The 22,530-nt window shown below is 52.0% G+C and carries 19 protein-coding genes and 1 pseudogene; 9 read left to right on the top strand and 11 right to left on the bottom strand.

What is annotated here, in order from left to right; all coding sequences use genetic code 11:
• Positions 1–56: 56 nt before the first annotated feature.
• Positions 57–1,478 (bottom strand): tRNA (N6-isopentenyl adenosine(37)-C2)-methylthiotransferase MiaB, encoded by a 1,422-nt coding sequence (gene miaB / locus ACYVBJ_RS23470; protein WP_460984731.1) that lies wholly within the window; start codon positions 1,476–1,478, stop codon positions 57–59.
• 163 nt (positions 1,479–1,641) lie between these two features.
• Entirely contained in the window at positions 1,642–4,245 is a 2,604-nt protein-coding gene (tamL, locus tag ACYVBJ_RS23465) for a translocation and assembly module lipoprotein TamL (protein ID WP_460984730.1), read from the bottom strand.
• Positions 4,246–4,321: 76 nt separating this feature from the next.
• Here tamL and ACYVBJ_RS23460 point away from each other — a divergent pair, with 76 nt between their 5' ends.
• Complete coding sequence (locus tag ACYVBJ_RS23460) at positions 4,322–5,074, top strand: TrmH family RNA methyltransferase (protein ID WP_460984729.1); 753 nt, start codon at positions 4,322–4,324, stop codon at positions 5,072–5,074.
• Positions 5,075–5,129: 55 nt separating this feature from the next.
• Here the strand turns inward: ACYVBJ_RS23460 and ACYVBJ_RS23455 are convergent, their stop codons facing one another.
• Together ACYVBJ_RS23455 and ACYVBJ_RS23450 are read right to left on the bottom strand one after the other, a co-directional pair.
• Positions 5,130–5,921, bottom strand: coding sequence for a queuosine precursor transporter (locus ACYVBJ_RS23455; RefSeq protein WP_460984728.1), 792 nt, complete (start codon positions 5,919–5,921; stop codon positions 5,130–5,132).
• Positions 5,922–5,978: 57 nt separating this feature from the next.
• Positions 5,979–7,388, bottom strand: coding sequence for a hypothetical protein (locus ACYVBJ_RS23450; protein WP_460984727.1), 1,410 nt, complete (start codon positions 7,386–7,388; stop codon positions 5,979–5,981).
• A gap of 258 nt (positions 7,389–7,646) precedes the next feature.
• On the opposite strand from ACYVBJ_RS23450, the gene rbfA reads away from it, so the two are divergent.
• Together rbfA and ACYVBJ_RS23440 are read left to right on the top strand one after the other, a co-directional pair.
• Positions 7,647–8,027 carry a 30S ribosome-binding factor RbfA gene (gene rbfA / locus ACYVBJ_RS23445; RefSeq protein ID WP_460984726.1) on the top strand — a complete coding sequence of 127 codons (381 nt, stop codon included), beginning with the start codon at positions 7,647–7,649 and terminating at the stop codon, positions 8,025–8,027.
• A gap of 90 nt (positions 8,028–8,117) precedes the next feature.
• Entirely contained in the window at positions 8,118–9,329 is a 1,212-nt protein-coding gene (locus ACYVBJ_RS23440; protein WP_460984725.1) for an ABC transporter permease, read from the top strand.
• Here the strand turns inward: ACYVBJ_RS23440 and ACYVBJ_RS23435 are convergent.
• From ACYVBJ_RS23435 to ACYVBJ_RS23415, 5 genes and pseudogenes are all read right to left on the bottom strand, one after another.
• Positions 9,322–10,401 (bottom strand): GHMP family kinase ATP-binding protein, encoded by a 1,080-nt coding sequence (locus ACYVBJ_RS23435; RefSeq protein WP_460984724.1) that lies wholly within the window; start codon positions 10,399–10,401, stop codon positions 9,322–9,324. The two genes, ACYVBJ_RS23440 and ACYVBJ_RS23435, sit on opposite strands and share 8 nt — an antisense overlap.
• A 142-nt stretch (positions 10,402–10,543) precedes the next feature.
• Positions 10,544–10,588: pseudogene (locus tag ACYVBJ_RS23430) on the bottom strand (hypothetical protein); the annotation flags it as partial.
• Positions 10,589–10,941: 353 nt separating this feature from the next.
• Positions 10,942–12,168, bottom strand: coding sequence for a sugar MFS transporter (locus tag ACYVBJ_RS23425; RefSeq protein ID WP_460984723.1), 1,227 nt, complete (start codon positions 12,166–12,168; stop codon positions 10,942–10,944).
• 113 nt (positions 12,169–12,281) lie between these two features.
• Positions 12,282–13,655, bottom strand: a complete 1,374-nt coding sequence (locus ACYVBJ_RS23420; RefSeq protein ID WP_460984722.1) for a Gfo/Idh/MocA family protein — start codon at positions 13,653–13,655, stop codon at positions 12,282–12,284.
• 34 nt (positions 13,656–13,689) lie between these two features.
• Positions 13,690–14,778, bottom strand: coding sequence for an MBL fold metallo-hydrolase (locus ACYVBJ_RS23415; protein WP_460984721.1), 1,089 nt, complete (start codon positions 14,776–14,778; stop codon positions 13,690–13,692).
• A gap of 289 nt (positions 14,779–15,067) precedes the next feature.
• Between ACYVBJ_RS23415 and ACYVBJ_RS23410 the strand changes: the two genes are divergently transcribed.
• From ACYVBJ_RS23410 to ACYVBJ_RS23400, 3 genes are all read left to right on the top strand, one after another.
• On the top strand, positions 15,068–15,499 hold the full coding sequence (locus tag ACYVBJ_RS23410) for a 6-pyruvoyl trahydropterin synthase family protein (protein WP_460984720.1): 432 nt from the start codon (positions 15,068–15,070) through the stop codon (positions 15,497–15,499).
• Positions 15,462–16,205 carry a GTP cyclohydrolase I FolE gene (folE, locus tag ACYVBJ_RS23405; RefSeq protein ID WP_460984719.1) on the top strand — a complete coding sequence of 248 codons (744 nt, stop codon included), beginning with the start codon at positions 15,462–15,464 and terminating at the stop codon, positions 16,203–16,205. Before ACYVBJ_RS23410 ends, folE begins: the two co-directional genes overlap by 38 nt.
• Positions 16,206–16,279: 74 nt before the next feature.
• Positions 16,280–16,981: an SDR family NAD(P)-dependent oxidoreductase gene (locus tag ACYVBJ_RS23400; protein ID WP_460984718.1), complete on the top strand. Its 702-nt coding sequence runs from the start codon at positions 16,280–16,282 to the stop codon at positions 16,979–16,981.
• A 49-nt stretch (positions 16,982–17,030) separates the two neighbouring features.
• On the opposite strand, the gene ACYVBJ_RS23395 is transcribed toward ACYVBJ_RS23400, so the two are convergent.
• Positions 17,031–18,632, bottom strand: a complete 1,602-nt coding sequence (locus tag ACYVBJ_RS23395) for an aldehyde dehydrogenase (NADP(+)) (RefSeq protein WP_460984717.1) — start codon at positions 18,630–18,632, stop codon at positions 17,031–17,033.
• Positions 18,633–18,715: 83 nt separating this feature from the next.
• Positions 18,716–19,639, bottom strand: a complete 924-nt coding sequence (locus ACYVBJ_RS23390) for a sugar phosphate isomerase/epimerase family protein (RefSeq protein ID WP_460984716.1) — start codon at positions 19,637–19,639, stop codon at positions 18,716–18,718.
• A gap of 131 nt (positions 19,640–19,770) precedes the next feature.
• On the opposite strand from ACYVBJ_RS23390, the gene ACYVBJ_RS23385 reads away from it, so the two are divergent.
• The 3 genes from ACYVBJ_RS23385 (at position 19,771) to ACYVBJ_RS23375 (ending at position 22,480) form a co-directional block, all read left to right on the top strand.
• On the top strand, positions 19,771–20,715 hold the full coding sequence (locus ACYVBJ_RS23385) for a threonine ammonia-lyase (protein ID WP_460984715.1): 945 nt from the start codon (positions 19,771–19,773) through the stop codon (positions 20,713–20,715).
• 120 nt (positions 20,716–20,835) lie between these two features.
• A complete protein-coding gene (locus tag ACYVBJ_RS23380) occupies positions 20,836–21,354 on the top strand; it encodes a DinB family protein (RefSeq protein ID WP_460984714.1) in 519 nt (172 codons plus the stop codon).
• Positions 21,355–21,589: 235 nt separating this feature from the next.
• Positions 21,590–22,480: an SDR family NAD(P)-dependent oxidoreductase gene (locus ACYVBJ_RS23375; protein WP_460984713.1), complete on the top strand. Its 891-nt coding sequence runs from the start codon at positions 21,590–21,592 to the stop codon at positions 22,478–22,480.
• Positions 22,481–22,530 lie beyond the last annotated feature (50 nt).

The raw sequence follows: 22,530 nt of genomic DNA, 5'->3' as shown, positions 1-22,530 counted from the left end.
TCATTGGACGCTGGTCATCAGTGATAGCTACTATCCCTATCACTGATGACCAACAACTATATTATTTCACCGCGCAGGGTAGCTGATGTACATTCTGTAACCAGCACGTTTACGTACTGACCTTTCTGGTGATTCCCTTTAGGGAACACAACCATCTTGTTCTGGTCGTTGCGCCCGCACAGGAAGTCCGCCGAACGTTTCGATTCGCCTTCAATTAATACGCCCTGCACCTGGCCGATATGGCGCTGGTTGCGCTCTGCCGAGTGGGATAACTGCTTAGCTATAATTTCGTTAAGCCTCCGTTTTTTTACCTCCTCCGGAATGTCATCGGCGTATTTTTTTGCCGCTAATGTACCGGGCCGTTCAGAATACGCAAACATGTACGCATAATCATACCGGACGTAGTCCATCAGCGAAAGCGATTCCTGGTGCTCTTCTTCAGTTTCGGTGCAAAAGCCCGAAATCATATCCGTGGAAATACCGCAGTCTTCACCCAGAATCTCACGGATGCGGTCAATTTTGCCGATGTACCAATCCCGGTCGTAAGTCCGGTTCATCAGTTTCAGGACCCGACTGTTTCCGCTTTGAGCGGGCAGGTGGATGTAGTTGCAGATGTTACCGTAACGGGCCATCGTGTGCAGTACCTCGTCGGTAATATCTTTCGGATGCGACGTAGAGAAGCGAACGCGAAGATCGGGGTGAATCTGGGCTACCATCTCGAGCAGATCAGCGAAGGTTGTTGCCTGCGCATCTTCTTTGTCCGGCCACTTGTACGAGTCGACGTTCTGACCAAGCAAGGTCACTTCACGATACCCTCGGTCAAACAGATCCTGGGCTTCGCGGACAATGCTGTGCGGGTCGCGGCTACGTTCGCGGCCCCGCGTGAAGGGCACCACACAGAATGAGCACATGTTGTCGCAGCCGCGCATGATCGAAACAAAGGCCGTTACGCCGTTTGAGTTTAAACGGATCGGCGAAATGTCGGCGTAGGTTTCTTCCCGCGACAGAAATACGTTCACAGCTTTCTGACCAGATTCGGCTTCCTCAACCAGTTTCGGAATGTCGCGGTAAGCGTCAGGGCCTGCGACAATATCAACGACTTTTTCTTCTTCCAGTAATTTCGTTTTCAGGCGTTCAGCCATGCAGCCGAGCATGCCAACGAGCAACTCCGGCTTTTGCCGTTTTAAGGCGTTGAGGTGCTTTAGCCGGTGACGAACCTTCTGCTCGGCATTGTCGCGAATGGCGCAGGTATTCAGAAAAATCAGGTCGGCTTCATCAGCCGAGGACGTAGTGGCAAAGCCTGCATTCCGCATTACGGCTGCCACAATCTCGCTGTCGGCAAAGTTCATCTGGCAACCGTAACTCTCGATATACAGCCGCTTCTTACCTACCGCTACCTCGTCTTCGGAGGTACGCGGCAGTTCAATGGCTTCTTTATCTTCAGGTTGTAATATGCTTAATTCGGGGATGAGCGTCATAACAGTCAATCAGTTGAATGCCTGGCAGCTTACACAAATCTTGATCATCAATAACTTGCCAAACGATTTACAAATTTAGGAATAAAGCCTAAATAAGCTGTCATTTTGGCAGATAAAGCCCGTTAAATTCTGTTAAGATCGCAAGGGGTGCCTTGCTGTTTCGTTAAAAGGGGTATCCAATACCGAAGTTGATAATCAACGGGTTAGGGCCGCTGGAGAGCTGGCGAAGAGAGAATTTGGGCAGAATGAATCGTTGGTCGACGAGTCGGTTTTCTCCATCGATATAACGCCGGGCCGGGTCCCAGACCTTAATGCCACCGTCGAGTCGGATAATGAAGAACGAAAAGTCAAGGCGCAACCCCACGCCCGTGCCTACGGCAATCTGCGGAACAAACGAATCAAATTTAAAAGCCGCTCCCGGACGGTCCGCATTATCCCGAAGTGTCCATACGTTCCCCGCGTCGATAAACAACGCGCCGTTCACATCGGCCACCAGATGAAACAAACGCCCACGCAGTTCTGCCGAGGCTTCGATCAGTAGGTCGCCGGGTTTTTCAAACGTATACAGAAACTGGCCGTTTTCGTTCGTTTCGGGCTGGTTGGGAGTTGCGGCCGATGTCTGTGGTAACTGCGATCCCGGTCCTAACCGCCGGGGTAACCAGGCCCGAATGCTGTTGCTTCCGCCCGCGAAGAAAAGCTTTTCATAAGGAGCTGTACGGTTGAAGCCGTAACCAAATACGGCACCCGTATTAAGCCGAAATGCCAACGTAGTATGCGCACGAATAGGGACGTAATGACGGAAATCAACGTTCAGGCGCAGGTATTTATAATACTGTAGACCCCGGGTCGAATCTAACGTATTAAAAAACTTCTGGAGGGTGGCATCCGGGAAAAAATTGAGCGTTGTCCCCCCGGATTCGACTACGGTGCGTAAGAAATTAGCGCGTCGGTTTTGCCCGATGATATTAGTATTATAGGTATAGGCAAAGCTGATTCCTGAGGCAAACGAACGACGAAAGCTAAGGCCGACCGTGTTGCCCTGCCTCGTTAACGTAGCAAGATTTTCCTGGAACAAATCGCTGATCTCTTTGTTCGTACCCGCTGCGGCATTAATTAAGTTGATGTCGGCAATGAAAAAACTAAACTGTTTCGTGAGCGATGGCTGCCAGTTGTAAGCCATCGTTGCCCGGAGCAGGGAGCGCCGGAAGTCGGGCCGGAACGTATTGTTAAAACTTAAACTGATCTGCGTTCGGGGATTATACGGGTTGAATGAAAACCGGAAGCGCCCCGGAAATAAAATCTGCGGAAACGTCAGCGAACTGCTTACGCCAAGCTCCTGGGATGAATAAACAGTTTTATTCGTTGTTGTATTCGTCAGGAAGCCGGTCTGCGCTTCTAACCCATACCGTACTGATGTTTCGAAGGTCTCGAGGCCTCCGAAAAAATTTCGAACCCGAAAAATCAGGCTGCCGAACCCGCCCGGATAGCCCTGTCCCTGATAAAGCAGGCCTGTAACGCCCCCTTCGGCGGTTGCTTCGTACCGGTCTAAGGGCGTCGCCGTAATCAGCGTCTTCAACTGTCGGTTCGTCGTATCTGTAAAATTGACATTCACGAATTTGAACTGATTCAGCAGGAATAGCTGCCGTTGCGTATCGCGATAGTGGGACTGGTTGTATAACTCGCCGGGACGTAACAGGATCTTGCCATCCAGCAAACGAGCCGATATGTTTCGGCCTCCGAGCAGATACAACACACCGTTCCGGCTAACCGTATCCAGGCCGAAGGAGGCTGCAACCGGCTGCGTTTCGTCCGGGCTGATCCGTACCTGAATATCGCCGATCCGGTAAATCGGGTGGGCCGCCAGTCCCGGTGGATTAATAATTTGAATAAATACGTTCGCGCTGCGACGTAAGGTATCCGTAGAAATATACTGATCAGCGCCACGCCGGATGGTGTCGACATCGGTGGCTCGTATATATTGACGCGAAAAGGCGTAATACCCCTGGTCGCGGAGCAAGGATTCGATTCTGACTTTTTCGGCCGACAGGTTCTCAAAATCGAAGCGATCGCCCGAACGAAGCACCGACTTCGGCAGCGATTGCCGGACAATCGAGTCGACACGCGGGTCAGTAATTTCGTATGTAATGTTCCGCAGGTAATAGCCCGCGTTTTCGTTGATAACGTAGTTGACCCGAATTTGCCGTTTTCGTAGCGTATCGAGCCTATACCGGGTTCGGGCGTTAAAAAAACCTTTGTCGAACAGATACTTCTGCATCTTCGCGGCATTCGTCTGGGCGTCTTTCTCGGCGAAGTACGACGGGGGTTCGCCCAGGTTACGCATGACCCAGTTGCCTTCTTCGGCCCGTTGGCGCAAGCGTTTAAGTTCGCGGCCGTATCGGCGGTTCAATTGTTTAAGTACCTGCGGCTGCTCGGCAAACTGCTGACTTTGCTGCTCAAATTCGTTAGTTTTGGCCTCTAACTCGCGGATGGCGGCCTCCCGGTTGTAGCGACGCTGACCTAACTGATAAAACCAGAGGGGGGGCGTAATGGGCAAACCCAGCACCCGCCGATTCGGCTTTTGCGGAATCAGACTTTCGAGTTCCTCGTCGGTGATGGTCCGATTGCCCCGAACTTGCTGCGACGTAAGAATATACTCGTTCGTCCGAAGATTCTTCGTTGTGACACAACCCGATACAACAAGCAGATATACAATAACATACGCGTTCCGAATGATAGCGTCTGGTGAACAGGCTAACCACCTGTTCATATTCTGGCAGGCGTAACTGACACTTCGACGTAGTAAACGTCGGAGCGGAACCATCCGTAAATCGCAACTCCACTTCATGCTCTCCAAAAATCAAATCAAATACATTCAGTCGCTGCACCAGAAAAAATATCGTCAGCAACACCGCACGTTCCTGGTCGAAGGGGCCAAGAGCGTACAGGAGGTACTGCAATCCGACTTTGAGGTCGAGTTGCTTGTTGCGACTGAAGCGTTTTACAAAGAAAACGCGAAGCTGACAGACCGCCAACCAATGCCCGTTGAAATCGCGTCGGTAACCGAACTCGAACGTATCGGTACCCTCGAAAGCAACAACGCAGCCCTGGCTGTGGTCAGAACGAAAGAAAATCGTCCACTATTGGCCGAAGCTGGTGAAATTGCCCTGATTTTAGACGATATCCGGGACCCTGGTAACCTGGGTACCATTTTGCGGATCGCCGACTGGTACGGCATCCGCAAAATTCTGTGTTCGGAAACGACGGCTGACGTGTATAATCCCAAAGTGATTTCGGCCAGTAAGGGATCGTTTACCCGGGTTGCCTGGTGGTATGGCGATATTGTTCAGTTGCTGACGGCGGGGGTTAACCAACCCGTGTATGGTGCGTTTCTGGATGGGGACGATGTGCATACGCTGCCGTTCAAACCGGCTGGGTATCTGGTGATGGGAAATGAGTCGAACGGTATTCGGGCGGAGGTTGCTGCCTGCGTAACGCAGCGGGTGACGATTCCGCGCTATGGCGAGGCCGAGTCGTTGAATGTAGGCATTGCAACCGCCGTTCTGCTGGATAACTGGCGCAGAAGCAGTTCACTGTGACGAAAGCCCCTCTCCGCAACGAAGAAGGGCTTTTCCGTACTGTCAATGAATTGATCTACATAAAGCTGCTCATGGCCGATTCGTTGGCCAGTTCTTCGGCGTGTTCTTTGCCTAAATACCGGTCAATGAAATAGTGGGCTACGTAGAGCAGGGGCGTAAGCAGAACGGCCGTGGTAGCTTTATACAGATAGTTGATAATTCCGACGGCGATCACCTGGGCCAGTGACCAGTTGCCAAACACGTAAAAGGCAATCCCCAACACCACAAACGAGTCGACCAATTGCGAAATAAGAGTCGACCCCGTTGCCCGGAGCCAGATTTTTTGGCTGCCGGTAATCTTGCGCAGGTACTGAAACACGGACGCATCCAGAATCTGCCCGATCAGGAACGCCGTCAACGAACCGATGATGATACCCAGCCCCTGCCGGAAAATCATCTGAAAAGCGTTGTCGATGTTGACCGAGTTGCCCGCGGCATCTTTAGCATTTACGTCCAGCCAGAATTGCGCGGGCGGCAACGTAGTAACGGCATAAATAATCAGGAAGCTATAGCCAACAAACCCGGCGGTCAGGAACGAAATACGCCGAACGCCCGCCTTGCCAAAATATTCGTTGATGATATCGGACGTAACGAACACAAATGGCCAGATGACCGCCCCCGCTGTCAGGTTGAAATCGAGCACGAAATCGCCGAGTAAGTGAATTTGAGCTGGATTTGTGCCAAGCAATGCTTCGCCCGAAAAGATTTTAACGCCAATGATTTCGGCAACCAGCGCGTTAGTCAGAAACACGGCGCTCAGAAAGATGTAAAGATTCGTACGCTTGTTTGTAAACGAATAGGAGGGCATGGGGGAGGTAAGATTTACGATTTCTTCCAAAATAAATCATAAATCCGAAATCGTCGATCACTTTCGTTTGTATACCCCTGCGGTTGGCATTTTTTCGTACTGAGCCGCCAGGGCAGGTGCCCGCTGAAACAGTTTTTCTACTACGTCCTCGTGGTCGATAATGTAGTCGGGCGGGTCCTGCCGGAAATGGTCAAACACGTTGATAACCGCTTCGTAATTGTCTAGATTCTTTAAATCATACTTGGCCAGGTCCCAGTTCAGATAGGGCGTAGCGGGCTGGTTATGGCGGTAGGCACTGATGTCTTCGCCAATGACGAGTACGTGCTGATTCTGGATGTTGGCGGGCAGGGGGGAAGGGCGCACCTGCAAACTACTCAGGCGACCCAGTTCGGCTCCTGGAATAAGCCCGAGCGCTCCCTGGTAAAACAAAAGCAGCATCAACCCGAAGGCAATCGTGAAACTTATCTCCCGCATCCAGGCTTTCCGGATATTTTCAAAATAATACACGGCGAAATAGGCCATGGGCGGCACAAAACTTAAAAACGACATCGGGGCCAGGAATGGCATCAGACCAATGCTCAGAAACGCAATAACGAACCAGATCATCATGATTTGCTGAACGCGCTGCTGAAAATTTACGTACCGGCTCGTGGCGTTAAACAGGCTCAGAAAACCCAGAATGCCGAGACCGATGGGAATCAGCAATGAAGCAAACAAGGATTGGAAATCAGACAAAGAGTACTGCCGTACGCGAAAGACCGACGAGAGCAGATTCCGGTTAAAATCGTCCAGACTATCGCTGAGGTAATAAAAAAAGACGGTGGCCGCAACCGGAAACAGAAAGCCAAACAGCGACAGCGAGTGCTGCCGGAACGTAGCCCCCGTGAAGAACAGGAGCGACAGGGTAGCCCAAAGTATGAACAAGGCCGAAGGCAGGTAGAACAGGGCGGCAATGCCAATGTAAAAGCCCACTTCAAACACTTCGTCGGTAGCACCCCGTCGTTCCATTTGCCGGATCAGCGTGCCGAAGGCCAGCAGCAGAAAGCTCGTCGACATTAACACCGGAGATAAGGTCAGGCAATCGAACGAAAGATGCAGAAACAGCATGTAAATCAGCCCCGGCCAAAACGAACGATCGGGATAAACATCGCGGTTATTGGTTACGTAGTTGAAATACACAATCTGGAGAACAGATACCAGCGTGGCGGCTCCGTGCAGCGCGATGGGCGAACGGCCGAACAACGCGTCGATTCCCCAGTACACCACGGCCGAAAGCGGGCTGATGCTGTCCCAGAGGTCACGGTATAATAAATCGCCCTGATTCAATTGCTCACCCACCAGCATCCAGTTCAATTCGGGAACAAGCAGCGGGAACGGATGCAGCAGCAGCGGAAGCCGAATTAAGAAGAGCAGTCCTAACAGGCTAACGTATTGATACGGAAAGTAGGAGCGAAAGAAACTTAACAAAGCGGTAATCAGTCAGTTAGTCAATACATGAGCTGGCGCTGGAACGGCCGGATCAGCCACCCGTCCGGCTGCGCCGTAACGTACTGCCCTGCGAAATTACAGTCAATTTCGGCAGAACGGAAAAACCTGCGGATATTTGCAAAAAGGTAGCGAGGTAAGCAGTTGATGGGTTGATGACGGATCAACCGTTCGGGCGCTCCGGTGAACGTAAACTATTCAACCGCTCAACCGTTCAGCATACTACCTAGCTATAGTATTATGGAATCGAAACGACAGCAGAAAGTAGCCCGGCAATTGCAGAAAGATTTAAGCGAGATTTTTCAGCGGGAAGTACCGCACCTCTTCAACGGCGCGTTCATCACCGTTACCAGTGTGCGGGTTTCGCCGGATTTGAGTGTCGCTCGTGTCTACTTGAGCTTCCTGGCGACGAAGAATAAAGAGATGCTGTTGGAAAGCATTCAGGAGAAAGGAAAAACCATCCGCCAGCACCTGGGTGAGCGCGTTCGTCACCAACTGCGCATTGTGCCCGAGCTTAATTTCTTTATGGACGATACGGCCGAATACGCCGACAAAATGGATAAACTCTTCGCCGGTTTAGAAATCCCGCCCGCTCCGGAAGATGAAGGCGAAACTGAATGAGCGAATGAGTGAATGAGCGAATCAAATAGCCTGTAAGTGTGCAGTTCGCTTATTCACTCTTTCGCCCTTTCACTCTTTCACAATTAATGCATGAATCTGCCCGTCTGGATTGCCCGCCGGTACTTTTTCTCGAAGAAGAAACGAAGCTTTATAAGCTTACTGTCTATTATGTCGATGCTGGGCGTCGGCGTCGGCACCATGGCTCTGATCGTGGTGCTGTCGGTGTTTAACGGTATGCGCGAGCTAAACCGGCAGATGTTTAAAACCTTCGAAGCCGACATGACCATTTCGCCGAAGCAGGGGAAGCGGTTTTTGGCTAATACGGCACTCCTGAACCGCCTGCGTCAGACACAGGGCGTTGAGTTGCTGACCACCGTGGCTCAGGATAACGCACTGGCTCATTACGCCGACGGACAGACCGTAGTGCAGGTGAAAGGCGTAGATGAGAGCTATCTGCAACGCCAGCAGCTTGATTCGGCCTTGCTGGAAGGTAAGCTGCTGTTACGTCAGCATGACATAAATTATGCGGTTGTAGCCGAAGGGGTACGTAACGATCTGAGCATTTCGCCCGTCGATATTCTGACGCCCCTCGAACTGTTATATCCCCAACGGGGCCAATCGCTCAGCGTACTGAATCCGGAAGCGTTAAGCCGCGAGCGACTGACGGTGTCAGGCGTGTTTTTTATTCCGGAAGCGAAGTACGACAACTTTGTGTTAACGCCCATTCACGTAGCCCGCTCCCTGTTCGGTTACCAGCCCGACGAGGTGACGAGCCTCGAAATTCAGCTGCAACCCGGTACCGACGAAAATCAGGCCAGGACAGCGCTGCAGAACGTAGTGGGGGAGCAGTTGCTGGTGCAAAGCCGGGATGACCTCAACACCGAGCTTTACCGCACGATTCGGATTGAAAAGTTACTGGTTGCCGTAACCTTATCGTTTATCATTCTGGCGGCTTCCATCAATATTTTCTTTTCATTATCGATGCTGGTTGTCGAAAAGAAAGAAGATATCAAGGTGCTCTTCGCGATGGGAGCCACTGCCAGTCTGGTACGTCGCATTTTCCTGACCGAAGGCGCCATCATTGGCCTGACCGGTGCATTTACCGGATTAGTCTTGGGTGTTGCTATTTGCTTAGCTCAGGAGCAGTATGGGTTTGTTGGAATCGGCACGACCAGTTCGATCATCGACGCTTATCCGGTGCGCCTGGACCTAGCTGACATTGTCTTAACGGGCATTCTGGTGGTTGGCATTACGTTCGCTACGTCCTGGTTTCCGGCCCAGCGAGCAGCTAACGTTACGTAGTCTGAGTGCTAACGCTGCCCGTGTCGACGGAAATTACGTACGCCCTACCGCCTTCTCGTTCGATAGCCTCAGCAACAGCTTCAGAATTCGTAGGCGCATACGCAAACATGCAGCCGCCCCCGCCTGATCCGTTGATTTTTCCACCCAGCGCCCCTGCCCTCATCGCTGCGTCGAGCATCCGGTCGATTTTAGGCGTAGAAATCCGCTGCGCATCCTGTAAGTTGCTTTGATGATCGATTAAGAGCTGGCCAAACCGGACGTGGTCCAGCACGGGCGCCTGCATAACTGACAGTGCTTCCCGAAGAATATCCCGATTAGCCAGGTTGCCCTTTAGCAGAATGTATTCGTCTTTTGTCAGAATATCCTTGAACTCAGCAGCTTCGGTGCCTTCTGATTCGGTCAAGGAAAACGAGGGGTTAACACTGTTAAGCCGGGCAATAATCGCCAGCATACCAAACTTCACCCGCTTCAGAATTCCAATCGTGTCCTTAGGCTCCAGTGAGTCGCCCAGCACGAACGTACCTACCTGAGGGGTTAATTTAAGGAGCTTGATTGCCGGCTGCGACTCCAGGTAAATAACCTGACCAACGGCCGTAGCATAATGATCCATCATGCCCCCCGGCTCGCCAAATTCAAGCACTTCCGCCATGTAGGCAAGTTCGGCCAGTTGTTCCGGCGAGAGCTGACGCGGTTCGTCGGCCAGTTGCGTCAGGACGTTGAGCCAGGTCACCAGCAAGGCCGAGGAACTCGACGTACCCGAGTTAATGGGAATGTTGCCGTGTACCTCACCCCGAATACCGTTCGAGAACGTAAAGCCTTCCCGCAGCAGCACATTTACGGCCGACCGGAAATAATCCCGATCCTGAGGATAGCCCAGTGGTGTACCGTCGAAGGGAATGTCGACCGAACTATTTATGTCGGGCAGGTTCAGTCGAAAACCGGGCTGTTTGGTCGGTTCGGCCTGAACCTGAATACGACGCGAAATGGCGGCTGCAATAACGGGTAACCCCAGGTAATCCTGATGTTCACCAAACAGGCAGATCCGGCCGGGAGTGGAAGCGGTTATAAGCAATGTTAAAACGATAAAACTTCTATTTGATGTTTTTCTGACGCGCTTCCTCAACAATAAATTCTAACTGCTCAGCAGTCGTATTGTCGATCCACTCCTTTCCGCATTGGTCATAGATCATAGCTGGGACATCATGGCGTACAACCACTAAGCCTTCGCCTAAATCGGCGCTGAACGTCGTATAACCCACTTCTTTATGACCTCCACAAATAGGACAGGCTTCAAGGTCTTGTCATTGCTTTCTGGTGTTAAAATCAGGCTCAGATACTTCAGGCGAAGGTTCATAGACCGTAATACTATAAACCTTATCAGTTGGTTCGTCATAAGACGCAACCAACTGATAAGGGCGTTAATCTATTGTGGAAAACAGCAAAGCGCTCGCAAAAGGGTTATCGTCCGGATAATCTCTAATCACTTCACCAACTCTTAAAACCTGAAAACTTCCTGTTGACGTATCTGACGTTCAACCATGCGCTGCAGGGTGTGTTTTCGCCATACTATACGTTCATTAACAACTGTAAGCCTTCAATACGTCAACCGACCTTACCACTTCGTCTTTTTATAGCCGATTGTTGCGTAATAGAGAATATAGCCAAAGAGAGGCAGGAGAAGCCCATAAGCGGCTTTAGGACTTACTGTATCCGTCAGATAGCCGTGCAGTAAGGGCAATACAGCACCACCAGCAATGGCCATAATAAGTAGTGCCGAGCCTAATTTGGTAAAGCTGCCTAAGTGGTTAAGCGCCAGCGGCCAGATAGCAGGCCACGCAGGGGCAATGGCAAAGCCCAACAATGCAATACACAGCACTGACGTAAAACCTTCTGTTACCAATGCACCGACCGTCAGAGCCACCGCCAGAAGCATACCGTACCGTAGGGCGTTCTGCTGAGAAATGAAACGAGGAATGGCAATGATGCTTAATACGTAACCCGCCAGCAATCCATACAGTGTGTACTCGGTGAAGTGCTTGGCTTCGTCGTTGCCAAAACCAATGGCTTTACCATAGTTGATGATCGTATCGCCCGAAATTACTTCGGCACCTACGTAACAGAAAAGAGCAATTACGCCCAGTACCAGGTTTGGGAACTGCCAGATACTTGTATGCTGAGAAGTTGTCTCTACAATGGCGTCGTCCTGTTCTTCAGATACTTCGGGAAGATTAGAAAAGCGGATAAGCCCGGCCAGCACCACTAAAATACCCGTCAGAACCAGATAAGGGCTAACCACTTTCTGCAAACTTTCGGCCCCGATCGCTACGCTCGTTCCCGTTAGCAACAGGCCACCGAAAATGCGCTGGCTGATAATACCCGCCAGTTTGTTGGCAATACCCAGAAAACTAATACGTTGGGCGGCACTCTCGCGCGGACCCAGAATCGTAGCGTATGGATTCGAAGCCGTTTGGAGCACCGTTAAGCCAATTCCGATCAGGAACAGACCCACCAGAAACAAGGGATACGACACCGCATTGGCCGCTGGAACGAAGATCAGCGTTCCCACAGCCATGACCAGCAAGCCTAACGACATGCCATTTTTGAAACCCGTGCGCTTCAGCACCGCCGACGACGGAATGGCCATCAGCGTATACGAGATGAAGAAGGCAAAGGCTACCAGGTTTGATCCGACCGTGCTGAGGTTAAACGCCTGCTTGAAAAAGGCGATCAGGACGCTGTTTACCCACGTAACAAAGCCAAAAACAAAGAAAAGGGCGCCAATGATGAGCAGTGGACCCGTGTAGTTTTTGGGTGGGGTCTGGGTCGCAGTAGGGGTCATACAGGAAGAACGAATGAACGATGAATACTGGGTCTACAAATAGCTGTGGGCAATGGAATCGCCAAACTACGCTTTTCTGCTTTTATTATCCATCGTTCATTCTACATAATTCATTAAAACGTATCGGCCAGAGCAAAAATGGGCTTGTTGGTCTTCCACTTGCCACGGGTGAAGTCCGGAATTTCGACGGATTTGCTGTTGCCCGCAATACTTTCTTCCGACAGCGGACTGATGGCGCTCCAGACGGCTGCGTCATATACATCGATCGGGGGTGGTGTTTTGGTTTTCACCGATTCAATGAATGCGCGCATCACAAAAAAGTCGATGCCGCCATGCCCTGCTTTTTCGGCCGCCTGAGCGTGGCGTTTCCAGAGCGGATGATCGTATTTGTCCTGGTAAGCAGCAAACGGCTCCCAGGTGTGCGCTTTGGGCGTAACACCCTCCAGGTAGATCATGTCGTTGTCATCCATCCAGATGCCATTTGTTCCCTGAGCCCTAAAACCAAGCGAGTAGGGGCGGGGGGAGTTTGTATCGTGAATAATGACGATGTTTTCGCCATTGGCGCACTGGATAACCGTTGTCACTACGTCGCCGAGTTTGAAGTTGACCTTCGCGTTGGGGTGATTAGGTCCTCCTTTGTCCACTACGTATTTGTGCAGCCCCCGGCTTTTGGTAGCTGTGCTGGTCAGGTGTACGAACCGGTTGCCGCGGTTAATGTCGAGCCAGTGCGCTACCGGTCCAAGACCATGCGTGGGGTATAAATCGCCGTTCCGTTCGACTGAATGCTGGGTACGCCAGCGTGCTTCAGCGTAACCCTTCGCGCCGAATTCGGCCCCGCCACCCGCGTAATGCTTGCCGTCGTTGAACTTAATATCGCGGAGGTCGTGCTGATAGCCGCAGTGGGCGTAGGTCATTTCGCCGAATAAGCCCTGCCGAATCATATTCAGCACCGCCAGCACATCCCGTCGGTAGCAGACATTTTCCAGAATCATGCAGGGGCTGCCGGTTTTTTCGAACGTATTGACCAGATCCCACGACTCCTTTAACGTAACGGTGGCCGAGACTTCAACGCCCGCGTATTTACCTGCTTTCATGGTCGCTACAGCCATTGGGGTGTGCCATTCCCAGGGCGTTGCGATCACAACCCCGTCGAGGTCATCCCGCTTCAGCATCTGCAAAAAAGCTTCGTCCCCTTTGGTGTACGCTTCGGGCAGGGGAAGGCCTTTCTTTCTGAAGAGCTCATTGGCTCGGGCAATGCTGTCGGCATCAATGTCGCAGATAGCTGGCACCACCACATCATCGCGGTACAGTGCCTGCTCCACATGGCTGCGCCCGCGTGAGCCAACCCCAATGAAGCCTAACCTGACTTTTGGATCAGCGGGCTTCGATCGGACGCGATCGGCCGCGGTTATGATGGACGGAAAAACAGAAGCGCTGGCACCCGTAAGGGCGGCTGTACGAATGAATTGGCGTCGGGTAGTGCTCATGGAAACGGAATATTGACTGGTTAAAGAAACAACTTTATTCAGATAACCACCACCTTTTCTTAGGATACACAGCTCCAAGCACCACGGGCTCGCCGATCTGGGGCGTTGTTACGTCCAGCCCTCGCGTAGCGGCTGCCTGTGTGAGTAGCCGAATCGGTTCGTTCCAGGCATGATACGCCAGGGCAAATTTGGCCCAGTGAACAGGAAGCAGTGTTTTGGCGCGTAAATCCTGGGCGGCTGTCGCTACCTCGTCCGGAAACATGTGGATGTTGGGCCAGTCTTTCCCGTATTGACCGCACTCCAGAATGGCCAGATCAAAGGGGCCGTATTTCGTGCCGATTTCTTTAAAATGATCGCCGTAGCCAGAGTCCCCGCCCAGGAAAAGCGTATAGCCGTGCAGGCTAAGGACAAACGAGGTCCATAGCGTTTTTCCGCGCGTCAGACTCCGACCCGAAAAGTGCCGGGCTGGCGCAGCGGTCAGCTCAATATCGTCGGCCACTTTATGCGGTTCCCACCAGTCAAATTCTACAATCTTATCGGCCGGAAATCCCCAGCGTTCCAGATGGGCACCCACGCCTAAAGCCGTGTACACCTTTTTTATTCTGGGCATAAGCCGGACTACCGTTTTGTAATCCAGGTGGTCGTAGTGGTCGTGGGAAATAACCAGCAGATCAATGTTGGGCATATCATCCGCGCTGTACACATCAGAGCCGGGAAAGGACTTGCCAAAGTACGACACCGGGGATGCGTTGCCACTGAACACGGGATCGACCAGAACAGTGATGCCTTTCGACCTGATCAGATAGGATGAATGACCAAACCACACAATCGTAGGTTTATCGTCAGCGATGGCTTTCAAATTGGTCTGAATGGAAGGAAGCGGCTTGGCCGGGCTATTGTCTTTCGGTTTATTGAAGTAATCAACGAGCATGGTGCGGTATGACGCATCTTCCCGCATGACGGCTGTGGGGGCCAGGTTCTGAAACGTTCCATCCCGAAAGTTGGGGGAGTGCTGAATGCGCTCAAGTCGGCTCGCCGTTGGATCACTGCCGAACGGAGGTTGCCGTATAAACAGGAAAACGGCTCCTGCCAGAACAAGTAATATGCTGAGAATTGTGATCATGGTGGTTCGTAAGCGGTTCATGGTGCGACAACGGCCAGTACCTAAATGAGGTTCCGTTTGAATTCGGCCTACGGAACAATCGTTTAAAACTGAATGTTATTCAAGCAAGCCGGGTCTGATTTGTTTAATTTTATTGAATAAACGTTGAACAAAAATTTTAAGCATCCGGTTAAGGATAGCGTATTTGCACACTAATGAGCGTCCTGGCTACACGCTCTGCCGTCTGCCTGTGTTGTACACAAACTTTGTAACGACAGGTTGATCGAACCCTATTTCGATTCTATCTTATATGAATAGTTCCCGGGCAGATGCCCCACGGGTTGCTGTGTTTCGCAAGGAACACTTCAACGCGGCTCATCGTCTCAATAATCCGAACTGGTCGGACGAGAAAAACACGCGTGTTTACGGCAAGTGCAACAACCCGAATTATCATGGGCATAATTACGAACTGATCGTGCAGGTGACGGGTCCCATTGACGCCGAAACGGGCTACGTCATCGACATGAAATACCTAGGTGATCTGATCAAAGAACACGTAACGGAGCGGTTTGATCACAAAAATCTCAATCTGGACACGGAGGAGTTCGCTGATCTGAACCCTTCGGCCGAAAACATTGCCATCGTTATTTACACTATTTTACGCAACCAGCTAAGCGAGGGCTTAGACCTTAAAATCAGATTGTATGAAACTGAACGGAACTTCGTCGAATACCCCGCTTAACGGAAGCCACATTAATGGTCATGCATTGAACGGTCACGCTGCCGACGAACTAATTGACGAGATGGGCGATGCGCACGGTGCCTCTTCGATAGATACGCCGATGCGTCCCGACGCGTTCGATCTCGACGATGACCTTAAAATCGACCTGATCGAAGAACACTTTCGGGAAATCATGAGCGTACTTGGCCTTGACCTGACCGACGACAGCCTGAAAGGCTCTCCCCGGCGCGTGGCGAAGATGTTCGTAAAAGAGGTTTTCAGTGGGCTCAATCCGGCCAATAAACCAGCCGCTACGCTGTTCGACAACAAGTTTCGGTATAACGAAATGCTGGTCGAGAAAGATATTACCGTGCAGACGTACTGTGAGCACCACTTTGTACCCATTATCGGTAAAGCACACGTAGCGTATATTTCCAGCGGAAAAGTGATCGGCCTGTCGAAGCTGAACCGTATCGTTGAGTATTTCAGCAAGCGGCCCCAGGTGCAGGAACGGCTGACGGTGCAGATTGCGGACGAGTTGAAGAAAGTACTTGACACCGAAGACGTGGCCGTTATCATCGACGCCAAACACCTGTGCGTATCGACGCGGGGTGTACACGATGTAAACAGTTCAACCATTACGTCGGCCTATGGCGGCAAGTTTGAACAGGATGCTACCCGGCAGGAACTGCTGCGCTACATCGCCCAATCGAACGTAACAATCTAAGTTATTCGGCGGTTAGGTTGTTTATTAGTTTGTTTAAGTTTTCATCAACAAACTAATAAACAACCTAACTGATCATGCAGGATAAAAACATTCTTATTGTGGGTGCCAGCTCGGGTATCGGTCATGCGCTGGCGCAGCAGCTTCAAACGCAGGGCGCTACGCTCTTCACTGCCGGTCGTCGGCAACCCGAGGGCATCCAGTCGACCCACATGGTTTGGGATGTCGCCCAGACGCCCGCTGCCGACGCGCTCAACCAACTTCCCGATACTCTCCACGGATTAGTCTATTGCCCGGGCACGATTAACCTTAAGCCTTTTCAGCGGCTCACGATCGAGGATTACCGCCTTGATTTAGAAATCAATGTGCTGGGGGCCGTAGCGGCTATTCACGCAGCGTATCCGGCCATTAAAAAGTCAAAAGCAGGTAGTATTGTGCTGTTCAGCACCGTAGCGGCCAAATTAGGCATGGGCCTGCACTCTTCCGTATCCGTCGCCAAATCAGCCGTTGAAGGATTGGCTAAATCGCTGGCGGCTGAATTTGCTCCGTATAACGTCCGTGTGAATGCAGTTGCGCCTTCACTGACCGATACGCCTTTAGCCCAGTTTCTGTTAGCTGACGACGCCAAGCGCGAAGCGGGCAATAAACGCCATCCGCTCAATCGATACGGCACTCCAGAGGACATTGCCAGCATGGCGGCTTATCTCCTGTCCGATCAGGCGAGCTGGATCACCGGTCAGGTGATTGGCGTTGATGGAGGCATGGGAAATTTGAAATAAAAAAGGACGAGCCTAAGTAGCTCGTCCTTTTTTATAGTTCACTACGTCATCAGACAGGCTCTTTTGTCGTTTTTCCGTCTACGTTACGCCAGATGTCCAGCGGATTGGCATTTTGCAGCGCCAGTGGTAACAGCGAATCGGGGAAGCTCTGATACGTAACGGGCCGCACAAAGCGAAGAATAGCACCGGTACCAACCGAGGTCGTACGGCTGTCGGTGGTAGCCGGGAATGGCCCCCCGTGGGTCATGGCTTCGCAAACTTCAACGCCGGTCGGGAAACCGCCGAACAAGACGCGGCCGGCTTTCGTTTGCAGCAGTTCTATCCAGTCGAACTCCGATTGTTGCAGTTCGGCTTCGGTGGCGTACAGCGTTGCCGTCAACTGACCTTCCAACGACTCCAGACAGTCGGCTAATTCGTTTTCGGTCTGGCAAAGCACGACCAACGAGCTGGGCCCGAAGATCTCCTGACTTAATTCGGTATTGCTCAGAAATAGAGGGGCGGTTGTGGTTAAAACAGTGGCCCGTCCTTCCGTGCGGTCAGTTTCTGCCTCTGTTTCGCCTTCGGCCAGCACGTGAACACCGGGCAGTACCCGAATGTGCTGAACCGCTTTGGTATACGCCTGATGGATGCCCGAATTCAGCATGGTGGCGGGTGCTGTCGCCTGAATCTTGGCCGCAACCGTGTCGAGAAAGTCGTTAGTTTGGGCCGAATCCAGCAAAAATACCAGACCGGGGTTCGTGCAGAACTGGCCAACGCCGAGCGTTACTGATGCGGCTAGGCCTTCGGCTACTTTGTTACAATTCTCCTGAATAGCCCCTGGCATAATGACCACCGGGTTTACAGCGCTCATCTCCGCATAAACCGGGATCGGTTCTTCGCGTTCCTGGGCAATTTTCAACAAGGCCAGTCCACCCCGACGGGAGCCCGTGAACCCTACGGCTTTAACTGCCGGATGAGCGACCAGGCTTTGGGCAACCTCATTGTCGGCGTGAAGCAGCGAGAACACACCATCGGGCATTCCGGTTTTTTGAGCGGCCGTAGTAATGGCCTGACCAACTAACGACGACGTACCAGGATGCGAAGGATGTGCTTTAAAGAGGACCGGACAACCGGCAGCCAGAGCCGAAGCCGTGTCGCCACCCGCCACTGAGAACGCCAGCGGAAAGTTGCTGGCCCCGAACACCACAACCGGCCCAAGTGGTACGCGCATCTGGCGCAGATCCGGACGGGGCATCGGCTGACGATCGGGCAGGGCCGGGTTAATGCGGGCATCCACCCAGGAGCCTTCGCGCAACAGGCTCGCAAATAACCGGAGCTGGCCGGTTGTGCGGCCCCGCTCTCCCGAAATACGGCCCGTGGGAAGGCCGCTCTCCAGCACGGCCCATTCGATGAGTTGATCGCCCAGCGCTTCGATTTCGGCCGCAACGGCGTCCAGAAAATCGGCACGCTGGCCCGGGTGAAGTTTAGCATAAGCAGAGAAAGCAGCGGCTGCTTTTTCAACCGCCTGATTCGCCTGCTCGGCCGATACGTTGGTGAAGGTGTCGGTCAGTTGCTCATTGCGAGCCGGGGCGTAACTGTAAAACGAGTCGCCCTCGCCCAGGACGGCTTCGTTGCCAACGAAACTGACGTTGAGTTGATATTCAGTGGTCATTTACTGGTCTTTATAGTGATTGGTAGTCATTCATGGTCATTCGTAACAAAAGCGAAATAGCCATGGATGATTATCAACAACGGTTAAACAATTGCGCCTACGCGTTCGAGCAGCGCTTTGGTTTTGCGAATACCCTCATATTCATCAAGTTTGCTGCCTTCGTATTCGATGCCGGCAATACCTTTAAAACCGCTTTCTTTTACAATTTTCAGAATGCGATTATAGTCCGTTTCGATGCAGTTACCTTTTTCGTCAAAATCGTACGTTTTGGCCGAAACGCCCTTCGCAAACGGCATCAGCTCCTGGGTACCCTGATAGCGGTCGTACTGCTCATCGCAGCCGCTGGCACTGCGCTTGATGCAGAAGTTACCGAAATCGGGTAATGTACCGACGTTTTTCATGTTTACCTGCTTCATTACGCCCGATAGCCATTGTCCGTTCGATGAGGTACCGCCGTGGTTTTCAACGATAATGTTGATGTTCATCGGCTTAGCAAACTCCCCTAATTTCCCCAGTCCTTCAACGGCCGCTTTCTGTACGTCTTCGGGCGAACCCTGTCCGTAGGCGTTCACCCGAATGGTTTTGCAACCTAAGTACTTGGCACATTCCACCCATTTCTTGTGGTTCTCAACCGCCTGGTTACGTTTAATTGCATCCAGTTCCGCCATGCCGCCTTCGCCATCGATCATGATCAGGTGATTGGTGACCCCATTGTCTTTGCAGCGGGTTAACAAGTCGTTGAGGTACGTTTTATCCTGAGCTTTGTCTTTAAAGAACTGGTTTACGTACTCAACAATACTGATATCAAATTCCTTCTTCGCGATGGCCGGAAAATCGAGGTTCGTAATTTTTTTAGCGAACAGCGATTTGTGCAGCGACCATTCTGCCAGGGAAATATCAAAAAACATTTTCTTTTTCGAGATGTCAGCAAACGCATTTGGTAAGAGAGTCATTCCGGCTAGGGCTCCGGTGGCCTGTTTGATAAACGTACGACGGTTGGTGGTCATGACGAAAATAGGCTTGGGGTTTATGATTTATTATCTGATGTTTGTAAGGGGCCGCCAGAGCGGCCCGCGAGTTAGAGTCAGCTGCGAAACTACAAACTTCAAACCTCAAACCACAAACAATATACTCATCCATGATCTCTCTCGCCACGATTCGCGATGCCCACGAACGGATTCGGCCTCATATTCACCGTACGGCCGTTCTGACGAATCAAACGATCAACCAGCTAGCCGGAGCCGACATTTATTTCAAGTGCGAAAACTTCCAGAAAGTAGGGGCATTTAAAGCGCGGGGCGGGCTGAATGCCGTGCTACAGGTCGCCCAGAACAAGGAAGGGCAGGCTATAACCACGCACTCGTCGGGCAATCACGCGCAGGCGGTAGCTTTTGCCGCTCGCCAGGTGGGTTTACCGGCGTATATTGTTATGCCCCGCACGGCTCCGCAGGTGAAAAAAGAGGCTGTGCTGGGCTACGGGGCCGAGGTGATCGAGTGCGAACCAACGCTCGAAGCCCGCGAAGCCGGGGTACAGGACGTAATAGAACGTACCGGAGCCGTGCTCGTCCATCCCTTCGACGATGATCGGGTGATAGCTGGTCAGGCGACAGCCGCTAAGGAACTCATCGAAGATTTTGGTCAGAACCCGTTCGACGTACTACTGGCTCCGGTTGGCGGGGGCGGTCTGCTCAGTGGTACGGCTTTGGTTACGCATTATTTATCCCTAACAACGCGCGTTGTCGCCGGGGAACCCGAGGGCGCAGCCGATGCAGTACGTTCCTTTCAGAGCGGTCGGGTGGAGAAAGCACCCTACGTTAAAACGATTGCCGATGGGCTGATGACGACGCTCAGCGAACGAACACTGGCGATCATTCGGGAACACGTATCGGATATTATTACGGTATCGGATGAAGAGATCATAGCGGCTATGCGGCTGGTGTGGGAGCGGATGAAAATAGTCATCGAACCGTCGTGTGCTGTTCCATTGGCCGCTGTGCTGAAGCAACCTGATCAGTTTGCCGGGCAGAAAATCGGGATCATCCTGACGGGCGGCAATGTAGATCTGGGCAAACTGCCGTTTTGAATGGCCTACGTCCGCTGAGAATTTTCAATGCGGCTGGGTTCACTACTGACATACCGCTGTCACTCCCCAGGCTTTTCTTTGTATTGTCAATTAATTGACAACTTCAACCACTAGCAGATCATGGAAAACACAGCGCAACGTAGCCAAACGACGGATCAGATCGTCATCTCTCCCGAGCAACTTCTCGCCCATTGGCAGGGACACCGGGCACTCACCCGCCGGTTGATCGAAGTTTATCCCGAGGAGCACTTCTTTACGTATTCCCTGGGTGGCATGCGGCCTTGTTCGGCGCTGATCGATGAAATCCTGCAGATGGCCGATCAGAGTATGCAGGGCGTTATTTCGGGCGAGTGGCCTTCGTTTGACGATGGTGCGGAGGCACAAGCCAAAGCCACGACAAAGGAGGAAGTACTCGCGCAGTGGGATCGGGTGACCGAGAAGATCAACGCCCATTGGCCGCAGATTCCCCCCGCTCGCTTCCAGGAGGTCGACAAGGCCTTCGATCTGTATGAAGGCCCGATCTACTGGTTTCTGTTCTACCTGATCGATAATGAGATTCACCACCGGGGTCAGGCGTATGTTTATCTGCGCAGTCTGGGTGTAGAACCGCCTGCGTTCTGGGATCGCCCTCAGGTATAGTCCGCAATGTGTAAGCCCTTTTACAAAAGCCGTTGCCGATTTTATATCGGCAACGGCTTTTGTGTATCGTGCCGGAGGCTATCAATCTCTGTTAGGTGTTCTTCCAGAATTAGGGTTTATAAGAAAAACAGTCCCATAATTTCTGATTACCCGTTTCGACTACAAATGCCCCCGGTTAGCCTACAAATGGCAGTTCTCACCTAGTGACCTTTGCCGTATCATTAACCAATGAATCATGATACAACAAAACGAAACGGCAGTTGCCAGCTATGCGCAGGAATCTGGAACAGCTCCTAAAGTGTGGTTTATTACGGGGGCTTCCCGGGGCTTTGGACGCGTTTGGGCACAGGCCGCCCTTGAGCGGGGCGACAAAGTGGTTGCTACGGCCCGCAAGCTGTCCAGCCTGGCCGAGTTGAATGAAAAATTCGGCGAAAACGTGCTAACCCTGGAGCTTGACGTGACCAATCCTGAGCAGATTACGACCGTCGTTAAACAAGCACACGCTCATTTCGGCAGGCTTGACATCGTGCTCAACAACGCCGGTTATTCACTAGTTGGCACTATTGAAGAAGCCAGCCCGACGGACATTCGAGCGCTCTACGAAACGAATGTGTTAGGCCCGGTTGCCGTCATTCAGGCAGCCCTGCCGCTGCTCCGAAAGCAGGGAAGTGGTCACATTGTTGGCGTATCCAGCAATCTGGGCCAGATTACCTTGCCCGTAATCGGTTACTACTGTTCGTCAAAATGGGCGTTCGAAGCCATTCACGAAAGCCTGGCGGCCGAGGTTAAACCTTTTGGTATCAACGTAACCCTTATTGAACCGGGAGCCTATGCCACTGAATTCGGCAGTCAGGAATCCCTGAAATTTGTTGAAGGCCTGGACATCTACGCTGATTATAAGAACAATTTCTTCCAGAGTTTGATATCCCAGGAACGCGGTGATCCGGCTGCAACTCCAGGGGCACTTTTCCAACTGGTCGATGCCAAAAATCCCCCGTTACGCTTCTTTCTGGGTAGCCATAATTTACCTGCGGTACGTGCCGCCTTTACGGAGCGACTGGCCACCTGGGAAGCCTGGGAAGCCGTTTCCAACTCGGCTCAGGGGCAGTCTCGCTCCGGAACCTAGAAACCGCAAAAATTGCTTACCAACGTATTGATGATAACCGATAACCGCCC

It is taken from the genome of Spirosoma fluminis, assembly GCF_054778895.1.
This window is presented reverse-complemented; position numbering and strand designations above follow the sequence as displayed.